13 protein-coding genes are annotated in these 17,329 nt (G+C 38.4%); 1 reads left to right on the forward strand and 12 read right to left on the reverse strand.

The window, feature by feature from the left end; genetic code table 11:
- Positions 1-8: 8 nt before the first annotated feature.
- The 6 genes from rhaM to ACLIJJ_RS00720 all read right to left on the reverse strand — a co-directional run bounded on the left by rhaM (position 9) and on the right by ACLIJJ_RS00720 (position 8,402).
- Positions 9-323 carry an L-rhamnose mutarotase gene (gene rhaM, locus ACLIJJ_RS00695; protein ID WP_233313734.1) on the reverse strand — a complete coding sequence of 105 codons (315 nt, stop codon included), beginning with the start codon at positions 321-323 and terminating at the stop codon, positions 9-11.
- Between the two features lie 80 nt (positions 324-403).
- Positions 404-1,657 (reverse strand): L-rhamnose isomerase, encoded by a 1,254-nt coding sequence (rhaA, locus tag ACLIJJ_RS00700; protein WP_233314748.1) that lies wholly within the window; start codon positions 1,655-1,657, stop codon positions 404-406.
- A 12-nt stretch (positions 1,658-1,669) separates the two neighbouring features.
- Positions 1,670-3,082: a rhamnulokinase gene (rhaB, locus tag ACLIJJ_RS00705; protein ID WP_411410434.1), complete on the reverse strand. Its 1,413-nt coding sequence runs from the start codon at positions 3,080-3,082 to the stop codon at positions 1,670-1,672.
- A gap of 151 nt (positions 3,083-3,233) precedes the next feature.
- Complete coding sequence (locus ACLIJJ_RS00710) at positions 3,234-4,199, reverse strand: AraC family transcriptional regulator (RefSeq protein WP_233313732.1); 966 nt, start codon at positions 4,197-4,199, stop codon at positions 3,234-3,236.
- Between the two features lie 145 nt (positions 4,200-4,344).
- Entirely contained in the window at positions 4,345-6,999 is a 2,655-nt protein-coding gene (locus ACLIJJ_RS00715) for a glycosylhydrolase-like jelly roll fold domain-containing protein (RefSeq protein WP_411410435.1), read from the reverse strand.
- On the reverse strand, positions 6,999-8,402 hold the full coding sequence (locus ACLIJJ_RS00720; RefSeq protein WP_233313730.1) for a PTS transporter subunit EIIC: 1,404 nt from the start codon (positions 8,400-8,402) through the stop codon (positions 6,999-7,001). The genes ACLIJJ_RS00715 and ACLIJJ_RS00720 overlap by 1 nt, the downstream gene beginning before the upstream one ends.
- A gap of 182 nt (positions 8,403-8,584) precedes the next feature.
- Here ACLIJJ_RS00720 and ACLIJJ_RS00725 point away from each other — a divergent pair, with 182 nt between their 5' ends.
- Positions 8,585-9,619 (forward strand): AraC family transcriptional regulator, encoded by a 1,035-nt coding sequence (locus ACLIJJ_RS00725; protein ID WP_411410436.1) that lies wholly within the window; start codon positions 8,585-8,587, stop codon positions 9,617-9,619.
- A 32-nt stretch (positions 9,620-9,651) separates the two neighbouring features.
- Here ACLIJJ_RS00725 and ACLIJJ_RS00730 read toward each other — a convergent pair whose 3' ends face one another.
- The 6 genes from ACLIJJ_RS00730 to ACLIJJ_RS00755 form a co-directional block, all read right to left on the reverse strand.
- Complete coding sequence (locus ACLIJJ_RS00730) at positions 9,652-11,988, reverse strand: putative bifunctional diguanylate cyclase/phosphodiesterase (protein ID WP_411410437.1); 2,337 nt, start codon at positions 11,986-11,988, stop codon at positions 9,652-9,654.
- Positions 11,989-12,002: 14 nt separating this feature from the next.
- A complete protein-coding gene (locus ACLIJJ_RS00735) occupies positions 12,003-12,569 on the reverse strand; it encodes a hypothetical protein (protein ID WP_233313727.1) in 567 nt (188 codons plus the stop codon).
- Positions 12,570-12,824: 255 nt separating this feature from the next.
- The gene (locus ACLIJJ_RS00740) at positions 12,825-13,184 is read right to left on the reverse strand and encodes a DUF4181 domain-containing protein (RefSeq protein WP_411410438.1); all 360 of its coding nucleotides are present in this window, start codon (positions 13,182-13,184) and stop codon (positions 12,825-12,827) included.
- A gap of 42 nt (positions 13,185-13,226) precedes the next feature.
- Positions 13,227-13,439, reverse strand: coding sequence for a hypothetical protein (locus ACLIJJ_RS00745; protein WP_411410439.1), 213 nt, complete (start codon positions 13,437-13,439; stop codon positions 13,227-13,229).
- Between the two features lie 191 nt (positions 13,440-13,630).
- Complete coding sequence (locus tag ACLIJJ_RS00750) at positions 13,631-14,872, reverse strand: SH3 domain-containing protein (protein WP_411410440.1); 1,242 nt, start codon at positions 14,870-14,872, stop codon at positions 13,631-13,633.
- Between the two features lie 352 nt (positions 14,873-15,224).
- Positions 15,225-17,315, reverse strand: a complete 2,091-nt coding sequence (locus tag ACLIJJ_RS00755) for a bifunctional aldolase/short-chain dehydrogenase (RefSeq protein WP_325169554.1) — start codon at positions 17,313-17,315, stop codon at positions 15,225-15,227.
- Positions 17,316-17,329 lie beyond the last annotated feature (14 nt).

Genomic DNA, 17,329 nt, shown 5'->3' on the forward strand with positions numbered 1-17,329 from the left:
TTAAATCGTTAATCCATATGGAAAACTTCTGCTAATGAAATAGTAACAGGACTGTTATCAGCATTGGTTTCCATTAAAGGCTCCATGAATTCCCACCATTTCTGGTTGATGGCAGTGCTTGCCATCTTGCTCCATTTTTCCTCATCTTTTATTTCAACATAGCCAAACAGCTTGCTTGACTCTTTATCAAGAAATATCGTGTAGTTTTTTGCACCATGATCATGAAGTGCTGCTACCATTTCCGGCCATATTTCATTATGGCGTTTTTCATATTCAGCATGCTTATCTGGATAAACATTCATAATAAAGCCTTTGCGTATCATACTCTCCATCCCCTTTTTTGTAAAGGTTTTCATTTTTGTTGTTTTTTTCTCCTCCCTAATATTAGGGAGGAGTTAACAAACTAGCGCTGAGCTAAAACATCCTGTTCATATGCTTTCACATTTTCCAGCCATGTTTCTCTTACAGGCACATTCATTGTTTCACAATAATAATCCCAAACCGCTCCGAAAGGATATGTCTTAAATTCTTCCATTAATGCTAATCTTTCTGTGAAATTGCCACTTTCTTGCAGCTGTTTTAATTTCTCATTCGGCATCAATAGGGCATTAAGCAATGCCTTAATCATATTTCTTGTGCCGATTGTCCATGCTGCCACACGATTGATGCTTGCGTCAAAGAAATCCAAGCCGATAAGCACCTTGTCAATGGCATTATTGCGGACAATCTCAAGACCAATTTCTTTTAGTTCATCATCAAGTATAACGACATGGTCACTATCCCATCTGACAGGTCTTGATACATGAAGTGCTAATTTATCGGAAAACAGCAGCATCGATGAAATCTTATTGGATACTGTTTCAGTCGGGTGATAATGGCCTGTATCCATCAAGCAGAGCTTATTATTTTTTAAGGCATAGCCCATATAAAACTCATGAGAGCCGACAACATATGATTCAGATCCGATGCCAAAGACTTTGCTTTCTACTGCATCTAAATTGTAGCGTTCATCCGTTTTTTCAGCATAGATTTTATCTAATGATTCCTTTAAGCGGATACGAGGTGTGAGTCTGTCACTTGGAATGTCTTTATATCCGTCTGGTATCCAAATATTTGTTAATGCAGGCGTTCCTAATTCCTTGCCAAAGTACTCTGCAATTTGTCTGCTTTTAATACAGTGTCTGATCCAAAACTCACGGATGTCTTCGTCTGGATGAGAAAGTGTCAGTCCGTCTTCTGCTTTTTTATGAGAAAATAAAGTCGGGTTAAAATCAAGGCCTAATCCTTGCTCTTTAGCCCAAGCTACCCAATTTTCGAAATGCTTCGGTTCAATTTCATCCCTTTCGACCGCTTCTCCGTTTGTTTCTGCATAAATGGCATGCAAGTTTACGCGATGTTTGCCGGGAATGAGCGATAAAGCTACTTCTAAATCACTGCGCAGCTGTTCAGGTGTAGTTGCTTTGCCAGGATAATTGCCTGTTACATCAATCCCGCCTGACAATTCACTTGGATTGGCCTCAAATCCGCCAATATCATCACCTTGCCAACAATGTATGGAAATAGGAATCTCTTGTAACTTTTTCAAGGCTGCCTCTACATCCACGCCCCATTGTTCGTATTGTTTTTTTGCTGCTTCAAAGTTTTCTTTTACTGACATCATTGCGCCTCCTCATATTGTTTGTGCTGCTTCATATCCTTTTACATCAAAAGAATGCTTTATTAACTTCCTCGCTTCATGTATATCCTTTATTTCTCCTAAAGCAATTAATTGCGAAACGATATTGCCGATTGCTGTTGCCTCAACAGGCCCTGCAAACACTTGCTTTTTTGTGGCATCAGCTATGAGCTGGTTTAGCAGTTCGTTTTGACAGCCCCCGCCGATAATATTAATCTTTGTAAATTTCTTCTCGAAGATTTCTTCAATTTCACCAATTGCTGCAACATAGCACTCTACTAGAGAGTCATATACACATTTGGCGATCTCACCTGGTGTTGAAGGAATAGCTTGATTTGTTTCTGCACAGTATTTTTGTATTTCTTCTATCATATTTTCTGGATTTAAAAAACGGTCATCGTTAACATTGACAATCGATGTGAAGTGGCTTGCCGCTTTTGCAAGCTCCACAAATTCAGCAAATGAATATTGATTATCATAATTTCTGCGCACTTCTTGAATCATCCATAATCCCATGATGTTCTTCAAAAACCGGAAGCGGTAGTCAATGCCTCCTTCATTTGTGAAGTTGTAATCCAATGCCTTCGTCACACATATCGGGAACCTGTTTTCTACTCCAATTAAAGACCATGTGCCTGAACTGATATAAATAGTCTCCTCATGTTCCGGCACTGCAATTACGGCAGAAGCAGTGTCATGTGTCGCAGGCAGCACAACCTTTAAGCTGAACCCGAATTCCTCTGCCAACTCTTCTTTTATTTCTCCTAATACGGTGCCTGGTGTTTTGATTTCCTGAAAGATTTCTGGTTTGATAGAAATCGCTTCAAGCAATTGTTTATCCCACTTTTTCGTAAAGGCATTAACGAGCTGTGTGGACGTGGCATTAGTATATTCATTAACCGCTTTACCTGTCAGCAAGTAATGGAAGTAATCTGGAATCATTAAAAATGTAGCTGCTTTATCCAAACTTTCTTGATCTGTTTTCTGAAGGGCGCGGAGCTGATACATCGTATTGAATTTTTGAAACTGAATGCCGGTTTCCAAGTAAATCCTTTCCTTGATGAGATGCTCGAAAACCTCCTCCATCATGCCGTCAGTCCGGTCATCCCTGTAAGACACTGCCTCTGTCAGCAGCTCACCGTTATCATCGAGCAGTACAAAGTCGACTGCCCATGTATCAATGCCGATACTTTCCGGCTTTACATTTAAATCACTGCATTTTTTTATTCCTTGTTTTATTTCGACAAAGAGCTGCTCTAAATCCCAGCAATAGTATTGTCCTTTTTTGACAATGCTGTTCGAAAAGCGGTGCACTTCTTCCAAAAACAGTCTCCCCTGTTTTAAAGAACCGAGCATCAGTCGTCCGCTTGAGGCTCCAATATCAACGGCCAAGACAGATTTGTTCATATAATACCTCTCCTTGTTCCCCTTTTGAAAACGTTTCCTAATTAGTATTTTACTGAATGAAAACGCATAATAAAATAACGTTATTTTTCTTATTTGTTGTCCTTAAATTCCTAAATAGTAAAATTAACCACAAAAAAACCGGCAAGTTTCGCTACCTTGCCAGTGCTTTTCTCAGTTCTTTTGGTGTTTTCTTATATTTTTCTTTAAAGATTCGGTAAAAATAACTGATATTATCATAGCCTACTTCTTCCACTACCGTACGGACAGGAAAATCGGTCGTTTCCAGTAGTTCTTTCGCTTTCGTTAAGCGCTTTTCCTGTATTAAATCTTTAAATGTAAAGCCAGTCGCTTTTTTAATATTTTTACTTAAGCTTGAGCTAGATTGCATTAAGTGATTGGCAAGCTCCTGAAGAGTGCCGCTTTTATAGTGCTCTTCAATATATTTTAATGATTCAACAATAAGGAAATGCTGAGAAGAGGATGAAAGGTTTTTCGTGATTTTATCCGTATTTTTCACAAGCTCAATTAAAAGCAGACCCATATACAGCTTCATTTTTGATTCTGCTAGCAGGGAGTTTGCGTTCTCCTCCTTAATGAGATTTTCAACCAGTACTTGAATTTCCGCCACATCTGCTACAGCATAATATAAATATTGTCCATTTTGCGTGTGATTAAATAAGCTGTTAATTAAAAACTCGGTAATGATATTCTCACCGTTTAAGTATTGAAAGATAAATTGAAAAAACAATGGCTGAATAATGAAATTAAGGACAAGATCATCTTCCCCGCATGCCTCAATCTCATGCTCGATATGCTGATTAAGAAAAAGCAGCTCCCCTTTTTTCAAAATAATGGCGTTATTATCTACCTTTTGCCGCAGTTCTCCCTTCACAACATAATTAATTTCAATATAGTTATGTTTGTGCTTTGGAAAATCAATAAATCTAGTATGTTTCCTAACGGTTATCATTTTGTTTTTATCCAGAAATTTTTCACTTTCAATAATGAAATGATTTTGACTTGTATAAAGGTCTTTCCTGACCTTTTTCTCTTGAGATAATATCTCGGCCTCTTCTTCTGTCAGTTCCATTAATTGCTTTAAAAGAAGTGCATCCATATAAATTCCCCCTGACTTCTCTGTTAGAAGCTTCATTACTATATTACTAACAATCTCAAAGTTTAGGCAATCAAAAAATGAAACCGTTTTACTAAAAAAAAAAAAAAACAGGACTGATATAAAACCAGTCCTGTTTTAGCTGCGACTATTTTTGAAATGTTTTTAGTTTCACACTTCCAAGCAGCCCAGTTGGCTGCAAGATTCTGTATTGAGAAAGATAGTCTTTTTGGGCAGTTCCAAGTGTATTCGTCACTTCCACTGTTAACAAATTCCGGCCTTTTTGAACAAAGGGAGAAATATCATAAACGTATGGCTTACTTACCTTTACTCCTGCAGAAGAGCCATTTATAAACACTTCGGCAATTTCATAAGCTTCGCCTAAATCAAGCTGATAATCAGTTGAACAATCATTTATGAATAACTCTTTTTGGTATCGAACACTACCAGAAAATGCTGGATACAAAGAAGGTTTAGCGATGTTTGTTAATTCCTCCAACACAAAGCTTTTATGGAAGCTCGGATACTCAGCTGCTGTTGCTAATGCAACCTCCCACGGGCCAGTTATTTCACATTCTCCCGTTTGCTTGCTGGCAGGAACTTGTTGAGCGTCGAGCTGACAATCGGACACAATCCATATTGCTGCTTCCTGCGGTGCCAAGAATAATGGAATTTCATTTTGAATTGTCTCCACCCAACGAAGGCAATTGTTTTCCCATGGATCATATTTATATAGATAACCTGATTCCTTGAGTGTCACTTTATTGATAATCTCACTATCTGGTGATTCATTAAAAAACATATACACGGTGTTTTCTAAATGACGGTATTGGTAATATCGCAGGTCAGCTGCTGCCTTTTCTAACATAATTTCATAGGCCCCTTCTGCTCTCATCATGCTTGCAAGCTTTTCTAAAGGCACTATCTTGACTTGTTCTGATTCTTCTAGCCATTTTATTTCTTCACTTACTAAATCATCCTCACTTGCTCCAACAGGGAGAGCATTAATAAATATCAGCATTGCTCCGGCACGAATCAGCTGTGCTGCTTTTTCAAAGAATGCTTTCGGCAGCCGTTCTGCATATGGAATGACTAGGTTATGAAACTCCTCCTGATGTAAGAGGATTTTATTATTTTTCACCTCAGCATTCATAAGCAAGTCTAGTGATACTATATCAAAATCGATTTGATTCTGTGTTAATACCTTTGCTGGTTTTTGGAAAAGCATTGCATTCCCTGACCACTCTGCTTCTGCATGATAAAGAATTAGTGATGTGGCGACATGCTGACCGTCACTTAACAGCTCTGACACCCGATTTGTATAATTCATTAATAAATGCAAATAGCGATGCTGCGGATTGATGCCATGTGCATAAAAATGGGGCGGACAGTCTGCATCTGGAAATGGTGCCATGTCAAAAGAATGGGGCACAAAGTGATTGATTCCTCTAACAAGCATATGGTCTGTCATCCATTTCATCAGATTTAATCCTTCAGACCAGCCGTAGGCTCCGTATATTTCACACATTGTTCTGCCTTTTTTCTGGGAATCCAAATGACCAAGCGATGCCCCAAGTTTACCTAAGCCATAATGAAAGAATTCTCCGTCCCATCCTGTTGAAGTGAATGTTTTGAAATAGCCTTCATCCATTCCAGGAAGGAGCTGATGTAAGACTACATCAATGCCTGACATACTTTGGCCGCCAAGTGCGCGGAAGAAATGTCCGGCACCATAGCCTAATCTTCCATGTGCATTATTATCCTCTATTAAATGACCAACATATTCTACCCCATGCTCAGTACACCAGTGAGCTAGTTTATTTGTAAAATTTTCTGCATACATTTTTGAAACGAGATTCATATAAGCATGCCTTATTTGATGCTGTTTTTTTGTACCATCTGTAAGGAGCAGAGGCAATAGTTCCTTGGCTGATTTTCCGAATGTCTCCTCCAACAAAGCAACGATGTTTGCATGCCACGGCAGCACCATTTCCGTTTTTCCGATAATAGCATCCGGGCCTTTTATATTGCCGAATCTAGGTTCATCTGTAAAAAAACCAGCAATCGTTGTCCCGAAATACGATGAGAATTTGTCAAAATGAGGCTGATAAACTGTATCTATTAATACTTGGGTGGCATTTGGATCAATTGGATTTAAATAACCTTCTGTTGATCTTTCTCCACCGCTGAAAGTTTCTACTAAAATAAAAATTCGCCAATTGCCTTCTGGAACATCCCAATAAACAACACCATTTTCTAAATGCTTCGTAATATCAACAAGTGTATCGGTATCGACTGTATTGTAATCTATGATTTTTGCAGCTATTATGCCAATAATCTGGTCAGCTGTGTCCTTTTGTCCGTTTATTTCCGCAGTTCCGTCTGTTCCTACAGACAGAATTGAATTTCGGTCCCCACTTGCATGTCTAACGATAATGCCAGCATCTCTTTGCGGGCCATGAAAATCAAGCTGTGTTATTTTTAAAAATTTCTTTCTTAATTCTGGATGATGCTTTATTATTGCCCCGTTTGCATAGCCTGTTGGAAAATGTGCATCATCAAACAACCATACCTTCATGTTCTTTTCCTTAGCCACTTCTAATACGATCTGTAAATCTTTCCACCATCTTTCACCGACAAAATCAGGATGGGGCCGGGGCTCGACGCAAACCGCTCTTATCCCGCTTTTATAAATTTCGTGCATATATTCCTCAATTACTTCCTCAGACTCTCCATGCATCCATAGAAAAGGAAATATATAATTATTTTCTTGCTGCGTTAATAATTTAGTTAATTTTTCCATTATATCTCCCTGCCCTTATCTTTATTAACCATTAATTTAGCTGTTTGCTTTCCAGTCAGAATATAAGTAATAGCTAATGTTACGAAAAATGCTACAAGCGCTGAAATTATATAAGCTGTAAAGCTAGAATCAATCCCTTTTGGATTGATGAACAGTGGTGCAGCGAAAAGTGCATTGCCGCCAAATCCATACATTTTTGCATTCATAAAGGCTGTTATGCCCCCGGCAATTCCTCCACCTATAAAGGCAGCGACAAATGGCTTTTTGTAGGGAATCGCAATACTGTAAATAATCGGCTCCGTTACTCCAAAGAGCCCTGTCATGCCTGTCGAAAATCCTAGTGAGCGATTCGCTTTATCTTTTTGCTTTAAAGCAAAACCAATGGCTGCTCCTGCCAAGGCAAATACGGTTACATTTAAAATGGCATTGATCGGGTCTTCTCCCATTGTTGTAATATTGTTCATTAGAATCGGGATAAACGCATAATGCAGACCAAAGATAACGACCAATTGCCAAAATGCTCCAAGGATTATTCCTGTTATTACTGGGCTTATCCCATAAACTGCTTGTGTACCAGATGCAAGAATATCACTTAAATAAGTCATCAGCGGTCCAATTAATAAAAAGGTTGTAGGTACTGTAATGATGAGAACAAGGAGCGGAGTCAGGAAGAACTTCACCGCATCCGGCACTTTATCTTTTATTCTTTTTTCTATAAATGCTGCCAAGGCAACTGCTGCAATAATCGGAAACACCGAATTTCCATAACTCGCCAGCACAACCGGTATTTGCAGGAACGTAATATGAGCTCCTTCATTGTAAAGAGCAGTAATATTAGGGTAAACGAGCCCTGCTCCAATCGTTGCTGCCACAAATGGATTGGAGTTCAGTTTCATCGCAGCAGAAACGCCAAGAATAATCGGCATAAAATAGAAGAATCCATCTGAAAAAGCGTACAATATTTGATAGGTGCCACTTTCAGTTGATAGCAGCTGAAAGGAAGTAAAACCTGCAAGTAAGCCCTTTATGATACCGGCGGCTGTCATGACACCCATTACTGGGAAGAGAATGCCAGATATGAGTTTAAAAAAGCGATTAAATGCCCCTTCTTTGACTTGACTAGAACGTTCGGTATTTTGTGCAGACTGCTCATGCTCTATCGATAGCAGTTTTATAACCTGATCATATGCTTTCGACACTCCTGTTCCAACAATTATCTGATATTGTCCGCCAGATACAGCTGTTCCTAATACACCTTGTATTTTTTTTATGGCTTCTGTGTTTGCTTTGCTTTCATCCTTCAGCACGAATCGCAGCCTTGTCATACAATGTGTAATGCTTGAAACATTTTCCTTGCCTCCAATTTCAGAAACAACACTTTCTGCCAACTTTGTATAATCCATTTACGCCACTCCTCTATCGGTATATGACCAACTAATTTACCTGCCTTTGCATTACGTTAATTCAGTAATATCGTTATTGGAACCGCTAACAATTTTTATTGTAATGTAAATATATTTATATTAAAATTGCTGAATATAACTACTTACTTTACCAAACTTAACTTTTTAGAAAGAGGTGGAGCATGCAAAAAACTGAATTAATGGAGCTCTTGTTTACTATGTCTGACAGAGAGCTCTATTATAAAACCAATCCAGATTACTATAATTCCTTGTTTGATAGCTGTGACAGCATAGAGCTTAATAACCAAAAAGTATATGTCTTCAAGTTCAACGATCAAAAAAAGGAGAATGCCTATTCTCCGCCTAACCCAACTCTTGAAATTGTTAAGCATTCCAGGTATTCTACTATTCCTTTCCATATTCATGACTATATAGAAATGAACTATGTATATGCAGGGAGCTGCACGGCAATCGTCCAGGATAAAGTTATCCCGTTACAGTGCGGAGATGTTTGTATCATGGATACAAACGTGCCTCATACAATCTGTGATGCAGAGGAAAAGGATATTATCATCAATATTCTCATGGATAAAAGCTACTTTACTGCTTCCATGCTCGGACAGCTGTCAAGCAATAGCATTATTTCCGACTTTATATTAGAGGCTATATCACATGATCGCCTGCATAACCGCTTTCTTTTATTTCACTGTCAGAACAGTGATAAGCTAGGCTCACACGTCGAGAATCTGTTATGTGAATTCTACGAACCTAGCTTTTGCTCAAAAGATATTATCAACGCTTATATGGTATTAATCTTTGCAGAAATGCTTCGGCATTTTCAAACAGACAATAACAGCAAATCGGCTAATGGGAAACAGAATCCGATATTGGATATCCTTCTATACATGGAGGAAAATTTTCAAAGCTGTACCTTACAAGAGGTAGCACAGCATTTCAGCTTCCATCCCAACTATTTAAGCAGGCTTATTAAAAAAAGTACTGGGAAAAGCTTCAAACAGCTACTTCAGGAACAAAAGCTTAACAAAGCTTCCTATTTGCTAAATCACACATCCATGACAATTGCCGAAATTTTAAATGAAATAGGATATCAAAATCATGGCTTCTTTAATAGAATCTTTAAAGAGAGATATAATGTGACACCTAAAGAGTATCAAAGGAATATTCACCTTGGACAAAAAAGCACGCCCATTTCTTAAATGTGGGCGTGCTTTTTGATTCCATTATTCTGTCACAATGCATTGTTCACAAGAAACTTCTCACAGTCTTCCACATTTAGCGGCAAGCTGAACAAGTAACCTTGCAATTCATCACATTGGACTTCTTCTAGAAATGCTCTTTGATGTTCGTCTTCTACACCTTCCGCAATAACTTTTACGTTTAATGCCTTTGACATCATTACAATCATTCGGACAATCGCTGTATCTTTCTCGCTTTTTTCCAACGAGGTGATGAAAGACCGGTCAATTTTTAATCTGTCAATCTGAAATTTGCTTAAATAATGCAAAGAGGAATAGCCTGTTCCAAAATCATCAATGGCAATATTAAAGCCCATTTCCTTTAGACAAGCAAGCTTGGACATATTTTGTTCAATTGGTCCCATCGCAATACTCTCCGTTATTTCTAGCTCAATGTTTTTTGGATTTGCACCAGTTTCGTTCATAATCGTCTTTACTAGGTTAACGAAATTCTCTTGCTGAAACTGCAGAGATGAAATATTGACAGCAATTCGTAAATCAGGGAATCCCTTTTTACACCATAGCACAGACTGCCTGCAAGCCTGCCATAAAACACTTTCTCCGATTGGCAAAATGAGGCCTGTTTCCTCAGCTATGGGAATAAACTCACCTGGCGGAACAAGACCGATTCCTGGTCGCTCCCAGCGCACCAATGCTTCCACGCCAACAATTTGACGAGTGTGTAAGGATATTTGCGGCTGGTAATGCAAGATGAATTCATTTCGTTCAAGCCCTTTTCTTATCGAGCGCTCTAATTCCATTATAGACTTCATACTCATGGAGCCATTATATACTTTAAAATGATCTTTACCATTTTCTTTCACATTGTACATGGCCGTATCTGCCTTCATCAATAAAGCATCTAGGTCGCTGCCGTGATCAGGATACATAGCAATGCCAATACTTGGTGTAATATTCAATTCAACATTATTTATAAAATAGGACTCTCGCAAGCTCTTAAGTATTAATTGCGCAAGTTCTTCGATTTTACAGATCTCTGCATTTTCAATCAGGAGCGCATACTCATCACCGCCAATTCTGCAGACAACCCCATTTGGGGAAACGTTGGCTGACAATCTTTCCCCCACTTCCTTCAAAAGCAAGTCACCATAGGAATGGCCAAGACTGTCATTTATATGCTTGAATCGGTCTAAATCCAGAAGGATAAAGGCAAGCTTTTTACTTGAGCAGTTATTCTCTAAAGCCTGTGCAAGCCGCTTTTCCATATACCTGCGATTTGGCAGTCCTGTAACAACATCATGAAAGGCAAGGTATTCCATCGAATTGATAATTTCGACGAGCTTGTCTGTCCTTTCTTTTACCTTCTGCTCTAAACCTTCATTTAATTTGTTTAAATCATCGACTAATCTGTCGTTTTCAAGCAATGTAAAGATTTGCCTTATTATCAGCAGGATAATACTGATGGATAATCCAAGAAAAACCGGATGTGTGCCATACAGCAAATACGTAAAATAGAAGGTCAATATCAATACACCAAAATAGGGGATAATATGCTTTATGTAAATATTTTTATTTTCCTGTGTGTTATTGCGCGATAATGCAAAAGCAGGCGCTGGTTGATGATAGATACCTGAGAGCCCAATTAAAAGGGCAGATAATATCCACATTGGTTCATTAATACTGCCGACAGAATAAGCATCGATCACTTTAAGATAAGTAAAAATCGTGTCTGCGACTATTTGTGTAAGTAAACCAGCAACAAGCAGAAAGGTAGTTTTCTTAGCCAAAACTCTTTTCGATGTATTAAAAAGACTAATTACCCCTACTAGGACAATAAGATCTAATATGGGATAAATCAATTCTGTTAACGAAAAGCTAATATTAGCAGATTGACTGAATAAAGGTCTAATTAAAAACAACCAGCTAAAGGTTACTGCTGCCGACATCGCAATTAAGATATCCAGCAAAAATCTAATGGTTAAAAGCGAACTTTTAATCTGGTTAATCAGGACAAGCAAGGACAAAAAATATAAAATGTTCTGTACGATAAAAAATTTCTCTGCTAATTTACCATAGCCGCTATTATTATTTAAAATAAATTGGTTATAGCTCCAAAGCATTGTGCCGACAAGATAGAACAGCACCCCTAATGCAAGCAAAAGCCAAAAGCTTTTAGCTGAAGTTTTATCTTTTAAAAATGTGGATAGGATCCAATAGATAGATGCACTGCAGGCAATCAACTGGAAGCTTACACCGCCCCAGTCCAGCAGCTGTTGATTGCTGCTGAAGATGATATTCCAAAGGACGTTTGCCACAATAAAAAAAACGATAAAGGAATAGGCAAACCGTTTTGTACTTAGACTAGACATCTATATCTCCATTCTTATTTAAATATCGTTTTTCTTTTTATATCTTTTGGCTGAATCAGCCAAGAAAATTTATCTTTATGTTCATATATCTCTTGTGGATATAGGATAGCAGGAATGACATAATCTCCTTTATAGTATATTTTTTCGCCGGCAGTTTCCAGTGGTATTTTGTAAACAGTTTTTAATGCTCGAAAAAAAACTCTTTCCAACAGAACGACACAATGGGTGATTTGGCGGGATTGTGCGTAATCCACATACAAAGTTAACAGCCTTTCTAAATTTTTGCCGCGATGGTTCTTTAAAATTGCTACCTTATCAATCTCCATAATTTGCTCTAGTTTCAACGATTTAATTTTCTCCAGCTCGTGAAAGGGGAAAACACTGTTAATATTATTAGTCGGATGGAGAGAATATGGCTTAAATTCAATAGTTCCTACTTTTTGTTCATTTGGATCAATTATTAAAAAACGGTCTGCATCCATCTCAGACATTTCAAAGCCATATCCCTTTTCAACCCAGCACTCCATCCAGATTTGATTAAACTCATTAAGCAATGCAAACGAATCAACTTTCATATACACATTACTTCCCTCCCATAAATTACAAGCTTTATGCCTTTCTAGTATGTATGCAAGGTTATTATACTTATTTTTTCTTAAGCTAGTAACGAAAAAAGTGAAAAAAATCTAATAAAATGAAAACGTTTTCCAGTAGGTTCCACAACTGTCAAAAAAGCGGATAATTTTATTGCTGATTTAGACATTTCTTACTTTATTTGGATACGTAAAATTTATTTACAAGAGAATAAAAAAGCTAAGCGGGTATCCGCTTAGCAATTAGACTTTAAGTATCCATTCAAAATATATGGCGAGATAAAATGCTACTCCAAAGATAATCATGAAAATAATGGTGCCAATATATTGTTTTGATCCTTTTATGTATTTCCATTCCATGAATGCTTCGTATCCGAATATGACAAGCAAATATGCCGGCCAGATAAAGGAGCTATCGACATCCAATATAAACGGCGAGGTACAAACGATTAATATGGCGATGATTACCCTTCCGAATATGTCTGCCTTCTTTCCCTCTGTTTTAGATACCTTCTTTTTTTGAACACCCAGCAATTTAAATAGGAGTTTTTCAATTAAGTATACACCTGCCCATACTATGGCAAATAAGATGATATATTTCATGCTGCTTATTATTTCCTCTCTATTTTCTATTGTTTAGCTTAGTCAGCTACAGGTGAATCTTGCTTCTCCCAGTCTGTCGGTCCTTTTAGACGGCACAAATTTTTGCCAATACTCACCGGTTTCTTTATTGAATAAAAGAATATTATTATCGTTTACTGGAATTACCTCATAGTTTCCTTCTGATTTTAAAGAGCTGGCAATGCCCCAGCAGCCTGCTGCTACGCAAAGTCCTAGAAAAATTATGGAATAGGCCAAAAGATTTTTATGCACATAACAACTCCTTCCTTATTTATCCATTATAACCTTTACAGTTATTAACAGATAGACTTTTTTCTGAGCATGTTTATGAAAAATAAAAAAAGCTGCCAAGCGGCAGCTTATAAAATCATCCTTTTCATATACAGAAGCACTTATTTAATAGGAAGGAATTGCTGCATTCTTTTAGATTACTTAACCGCCGTAATAACCATCTGCTGCCCTCTTTTTGCCTTTACAGTTAAAGTAGCCTTTTGCCCTTGCTTTTCATAAAGGCTGTTGAGGATTCCATCTGTTTCCGGCTTTGCAGCATAAGTAACGCCGTCATTTGTAATAAAACGCACGGTTCCGTCTGGACTAATTCCGCCAATTGTCGCCTCCACCTTCAGGAGACTGTCAGAAGATGTAATCGCAGGTATGTTAATAACTTGGCCGACTCGAAGTTTAGTTGGATCAACATTCGGATTTGCTTCTTGTAATAGGGAAACAGAGATTCCATAACTTTTGCTGATTTTATAAAAAGTGTCACCCTTTTTAATAGTATATGTTTTTATATCCTTTGCAGTTTCCGTATTTTTGACAGCTTCACTCGCTGATGTCTTATTTGCTAAGTAAGCACTGCTTACATAGGCTTTTTTCCCTTTGTAATCGATTGAGGACCAGCCATTTTTGTCTGCTTTCACTGTAACTTTCGCTCCTTCTTTCAATGAGCCAAGTACAGCATCTTTTGTAGACGGGCCGCTCCTCACCCTTAAAGAGTCTGCTGTCACGTATTTAGTCACTGTCTTGATTGTTGTTTCCGATGTCTTAACAGCCGAATCTGCTAAATAAGCAGCGCTTACATAGGCAAGACGGCCATCAATAAGAATGCCGGCCCAGCCGTTTTTAATAAATGAAACTTTGACCGTATTCCCCTGTTTCAGCTTGCCGATAATGCTGCTGTCTGTTGTTGCCTTTGCACGAATATTAAGCACGGTTGCTGTTACTTTTTTGTCTTGCACCTTTGGCAACAAAATTTTATCCCCTTGGGACACAGTGCCATTCACATTTGTAATCGCTTCTGCCGTTACGCCATGAGTAGCTGCAATCTCTGTAATTGTTTCATTCTTTTTCACTTCATATGTATATTCCTGGATGCATGCAGAAGCAGTACTTGCGCCTAATGAAAAGAGAACCGTAAAAATCCCTGTAACTACAAGCCGTTTTGCCGGACTTGCTTGCACCATTTTCCTAACCTTTGCCACATGCTCCATAAAGCTTTCTTTAATGCTTTCCAGAACGGATTTGATATTCCAAGCGTCTCTTATATCTAAGCTTGGAAGATTTCTCTCTAATTCACGCTTTTCCATTCTAGTAGTATAGACAGGTTTGTCTGTATGTCTGTTTCTCCTTAAGACTTTAAGCTCGCCGTCAGCTCCTACTAAACTTGTCATGAATAAAACGACCCCCAATAACTCTTTGTAATATAATATTAAGACATCTAGGAAAAAGAATATATGCGATAAATGGAGGATTCCAACCTATAACTATTTGCCCAAAGATTACCAACCCGTTGTCAATTTACCCGAGGTTTTGCCGAAAAAAACATTATTCTCCCAATCTCCTTCCATAATTAGTGAAAAAACAGTTAAAATGTAATACTTTTGTCATATTATTATCCTTGATTTTTAATCTTTAATATTTTTTGTCTATGACAAGGTTATTTTCTATATTCGCATAAAATCCCTCTGCTTTTTCCTTATAAAATAGAAAACAGGAGGACAAATTTTGTCCTCCTTCTCTTATTTATCTTGTAAATGCTGCTGGAACTCCACCGTCGACTGTAATCATGCAGCCTGTTGTTTTCTCTGCTTTTGATGATGCAAAATAGCTGATAGCTTCTGCAATATCTTTCGGATAAATGTTAACGAGTAAAGTGGTGCGTTTACGGTAATGCTCATCAAGCTGATCTGGTTCAATTCCGTAGGCTGCCGCTCTTTCTTCACGCCAGCTAGATCCCCAAATAGCAGAACCTTGCAAGACTGCATCAGGCAGTACTGAATTGACGCGGATGCCATATTCTCCTCCTTCGGCAGCGATGCAGCGGGCAAGATGTGTTTCCATTGCCTTGACTGCACTGTATGCAGCTGCGTTTTTGCCTGCATAAACGGAGTTTTTCGAACCGATGAATACCATGCTTCCGCCTAGAGCCTGTTCCTTCATTTGTTTAAATGCTTCTCTTGCAACAAGGAAATACCCTGTGCCAAGCACATTCATATTTAAATTCCACTCTTTTAACGATGTTTCATCAAACGGGCTAGAAGTTGCCAAGCCTGCATTATTAACGATAATATCAACACCGCCAAAAGCAAGAGCTGTCCGCTTGTAGGCAGCTTGTACTGCTTCCTCACTTGTAACATCCATTTTCACTGCAATAGCACGCTCTTCTCCATATGTCTCATTGATTTCTGCGGCTACCTTTTCTGCACCTTCTAAGTTCAAGTCTGCCAGAACAACATGCGCGCCTTGTGATGCGAGCAGCCTGCATGTTTCACTGCCGATTCCGCCAGCTCCGCCTGTGACGAATGCCACTTTACGTGAAAATTCTGCTTCCTTAGGTGCTAGTGATAATTTATACAGCTCTAATGGCCAATATTCCACATTGAAGGATTCATTTTCATTCAAGGACACAAAGTTTCCTAGTGCTGTTGCACCTTTCATAACAGAAATTGCTCTGTGATACAAGGCACCGCTTACTTTAGACATAGCAACGTTTTTGCCTGTGTTAACCATGCCGATTCCTGGTATTAAAATAACGCGGGGTGCTGTTTCAAATATTTGATCTCCTTCATTCTTATTTCTATCAAAATAAGCTGTATAGGATTCTTTAAATGCTGCTATTCCCTCTTTCACTGCTTCCTTCAATGCAGCGATATCCTTTGTTGCTGGGTCCCATTCTACATATAATGGCACCATTTTTGTATGAACTAAATGATCTGGACAAGCTGCTCCGACTTGTGACAATGTTTTTGCATCATGGCTGTTCACAAACTCAAGGACGTCTTCTCCTCTGTCATAAGTTAACAGCATCTTCTTTTCTTCACTAACAGCTCCGCGGATAACTGGCATAACAGCAGCCAAAATCTCTTCAGCATCTTCCACGCTCAGTGAATCATATTTAGCGCCGCCGAATGTTTGTGCTTCGTTTATTTTACTATTAATATAGGATTCTGCTTCATTAATGATAGAAATTGTTTTTTCATAGCTTTCCGAAGCTGTATCTCCCCACACAACTAAACCATGCTTTTCCATTAGTACTAGCTCAGCATTGGGATTGTTTTTTACCCCTTCTGCTATCATTTTAGATAAAGTGAAGCCAGGGCGAATGTATGGAACCCAAACAAAGCGGTTGCCGTAAATTTCTTCAGCAATTTGCTTGCCGTTATCTGCACAGCAAAGGCTAATGATTGCATCAGGGTGCGTATGGTCTACATGCTTGAATGGCAAAAATGCATGCAATAATGTTTCAATAGATGCACGAGGATGTTTGCTGTCGATCATGCAGTGTGACAAATATTCAACCATCTCTTCATCTGGCATTTCTTCTTTTTCAATAAGCGGGGTGATGTCGTCTAGTTTCAAACCTGTAAAATTATGCGCTTTCATTGTTGCTAAGTCAGAGCCGCTTCCTTTTACCCACATCACTTCAACTTCACGGCCTCTGAAATCTGTTACGGTTGTTTTCATGGAAGTATTTCCGCCGCCCCAGTTGCAGACAGCCCGGTCTGTCCCGATTAAATTGGAGCGATAAACTAACTCATCAAGTCCACTAGCTAATTGTGCTGCCTTTTCTTCTTGCCATAAGCTTTTTACCATTTTTGTTCTCCTCCGCTTTATCTTTATTTATGTTT

Source organism: Niallia laureatilytica (assembly GCF_046613985.1).
Taxonomy (GTDB): Bacteria; Bacillota; Bacilli; order Bacillales; family Cytobacillaceae; genus Niallia.

What these genes read in the sequence shown, in the direction of transcription:
- rhaM (WP_233313734.1), bottom strand. Translation starts at nt 323, where the DNA reads ATGATACGCAAAGGCTTTATTATGAATGTTTATCCAGATAAGCATGCT.
- rhaA (WP_233314748.1), bottom strand. Translation starts at nt 1,657, where the DNA reads ATGTCAGTAAAAGAAAACTTTGAAGCAGCAAAAAAACAATACGAACAA.
- rhaB (WP_411410434.1), bottom strand. Translation starts at nt 3,082, where the DNA reads ATGAACAAATCTGTCTTGGCCGTTGATATTGGAGCCTCAAGCGGACGA.
- ACLIJJ_RS00710 (WP_233313732.1), bottom strand. Translation starts at nt 4,199, where the DNA reads ATGGATGCACTTCTTTTAAAGCAATTAATGGAACTGACAGAAGAAGAG.
- ACLIJJ_RS00715 (WP_411410435.1), bottom strand. Translation starts at nt 6,999, where the DNA reads ATGGAAAAATTAACTAAATTATTAACGCAGCAAGAAAATAATTATATA.
- ACLIJJ_RS00720 (WP_233313730.1), bottom strand. Translation starts at nt 8,402, where the DNA reads ATGGATTATACAAAGTTGGCAGAAAGTGTTGTTTCTGAAATTGGAGGC.
- ACLIJJ_RS00725 (WP_411410436.1), top strand. Translation starts at nt 8,585, where the DNA reads ATGCAAAAAACTGAATTAATGGAGCTCTTGTTTACTATGTCTGACAGA.
- ACLIJJ_RS00730 (WP_411410437.1), bottom strand. Translation starts at nt 11,988, where the DNA reads ATGTCTAGTCTAAGTACAAAACGGTTTGCCTATTCCTTTATCGTTTTT.
- ACLIJJ_RS00740 (WP_411410438.1), bottom strand. Translation starts at nt 13,184, where the DNA reads ATGAAATATATCATCTTATTTGCCATAGTATGGGCAGGTGTATACTTA.
- ACLIJJ_RS00750 (WP_411410440.1), bottom strand. Translation starts at nt 14,872, where the DNA reads ATGACAAGTTTAGTAGGAGCTGACGGCGAGCTTAAAGTCTTAAGGAGA.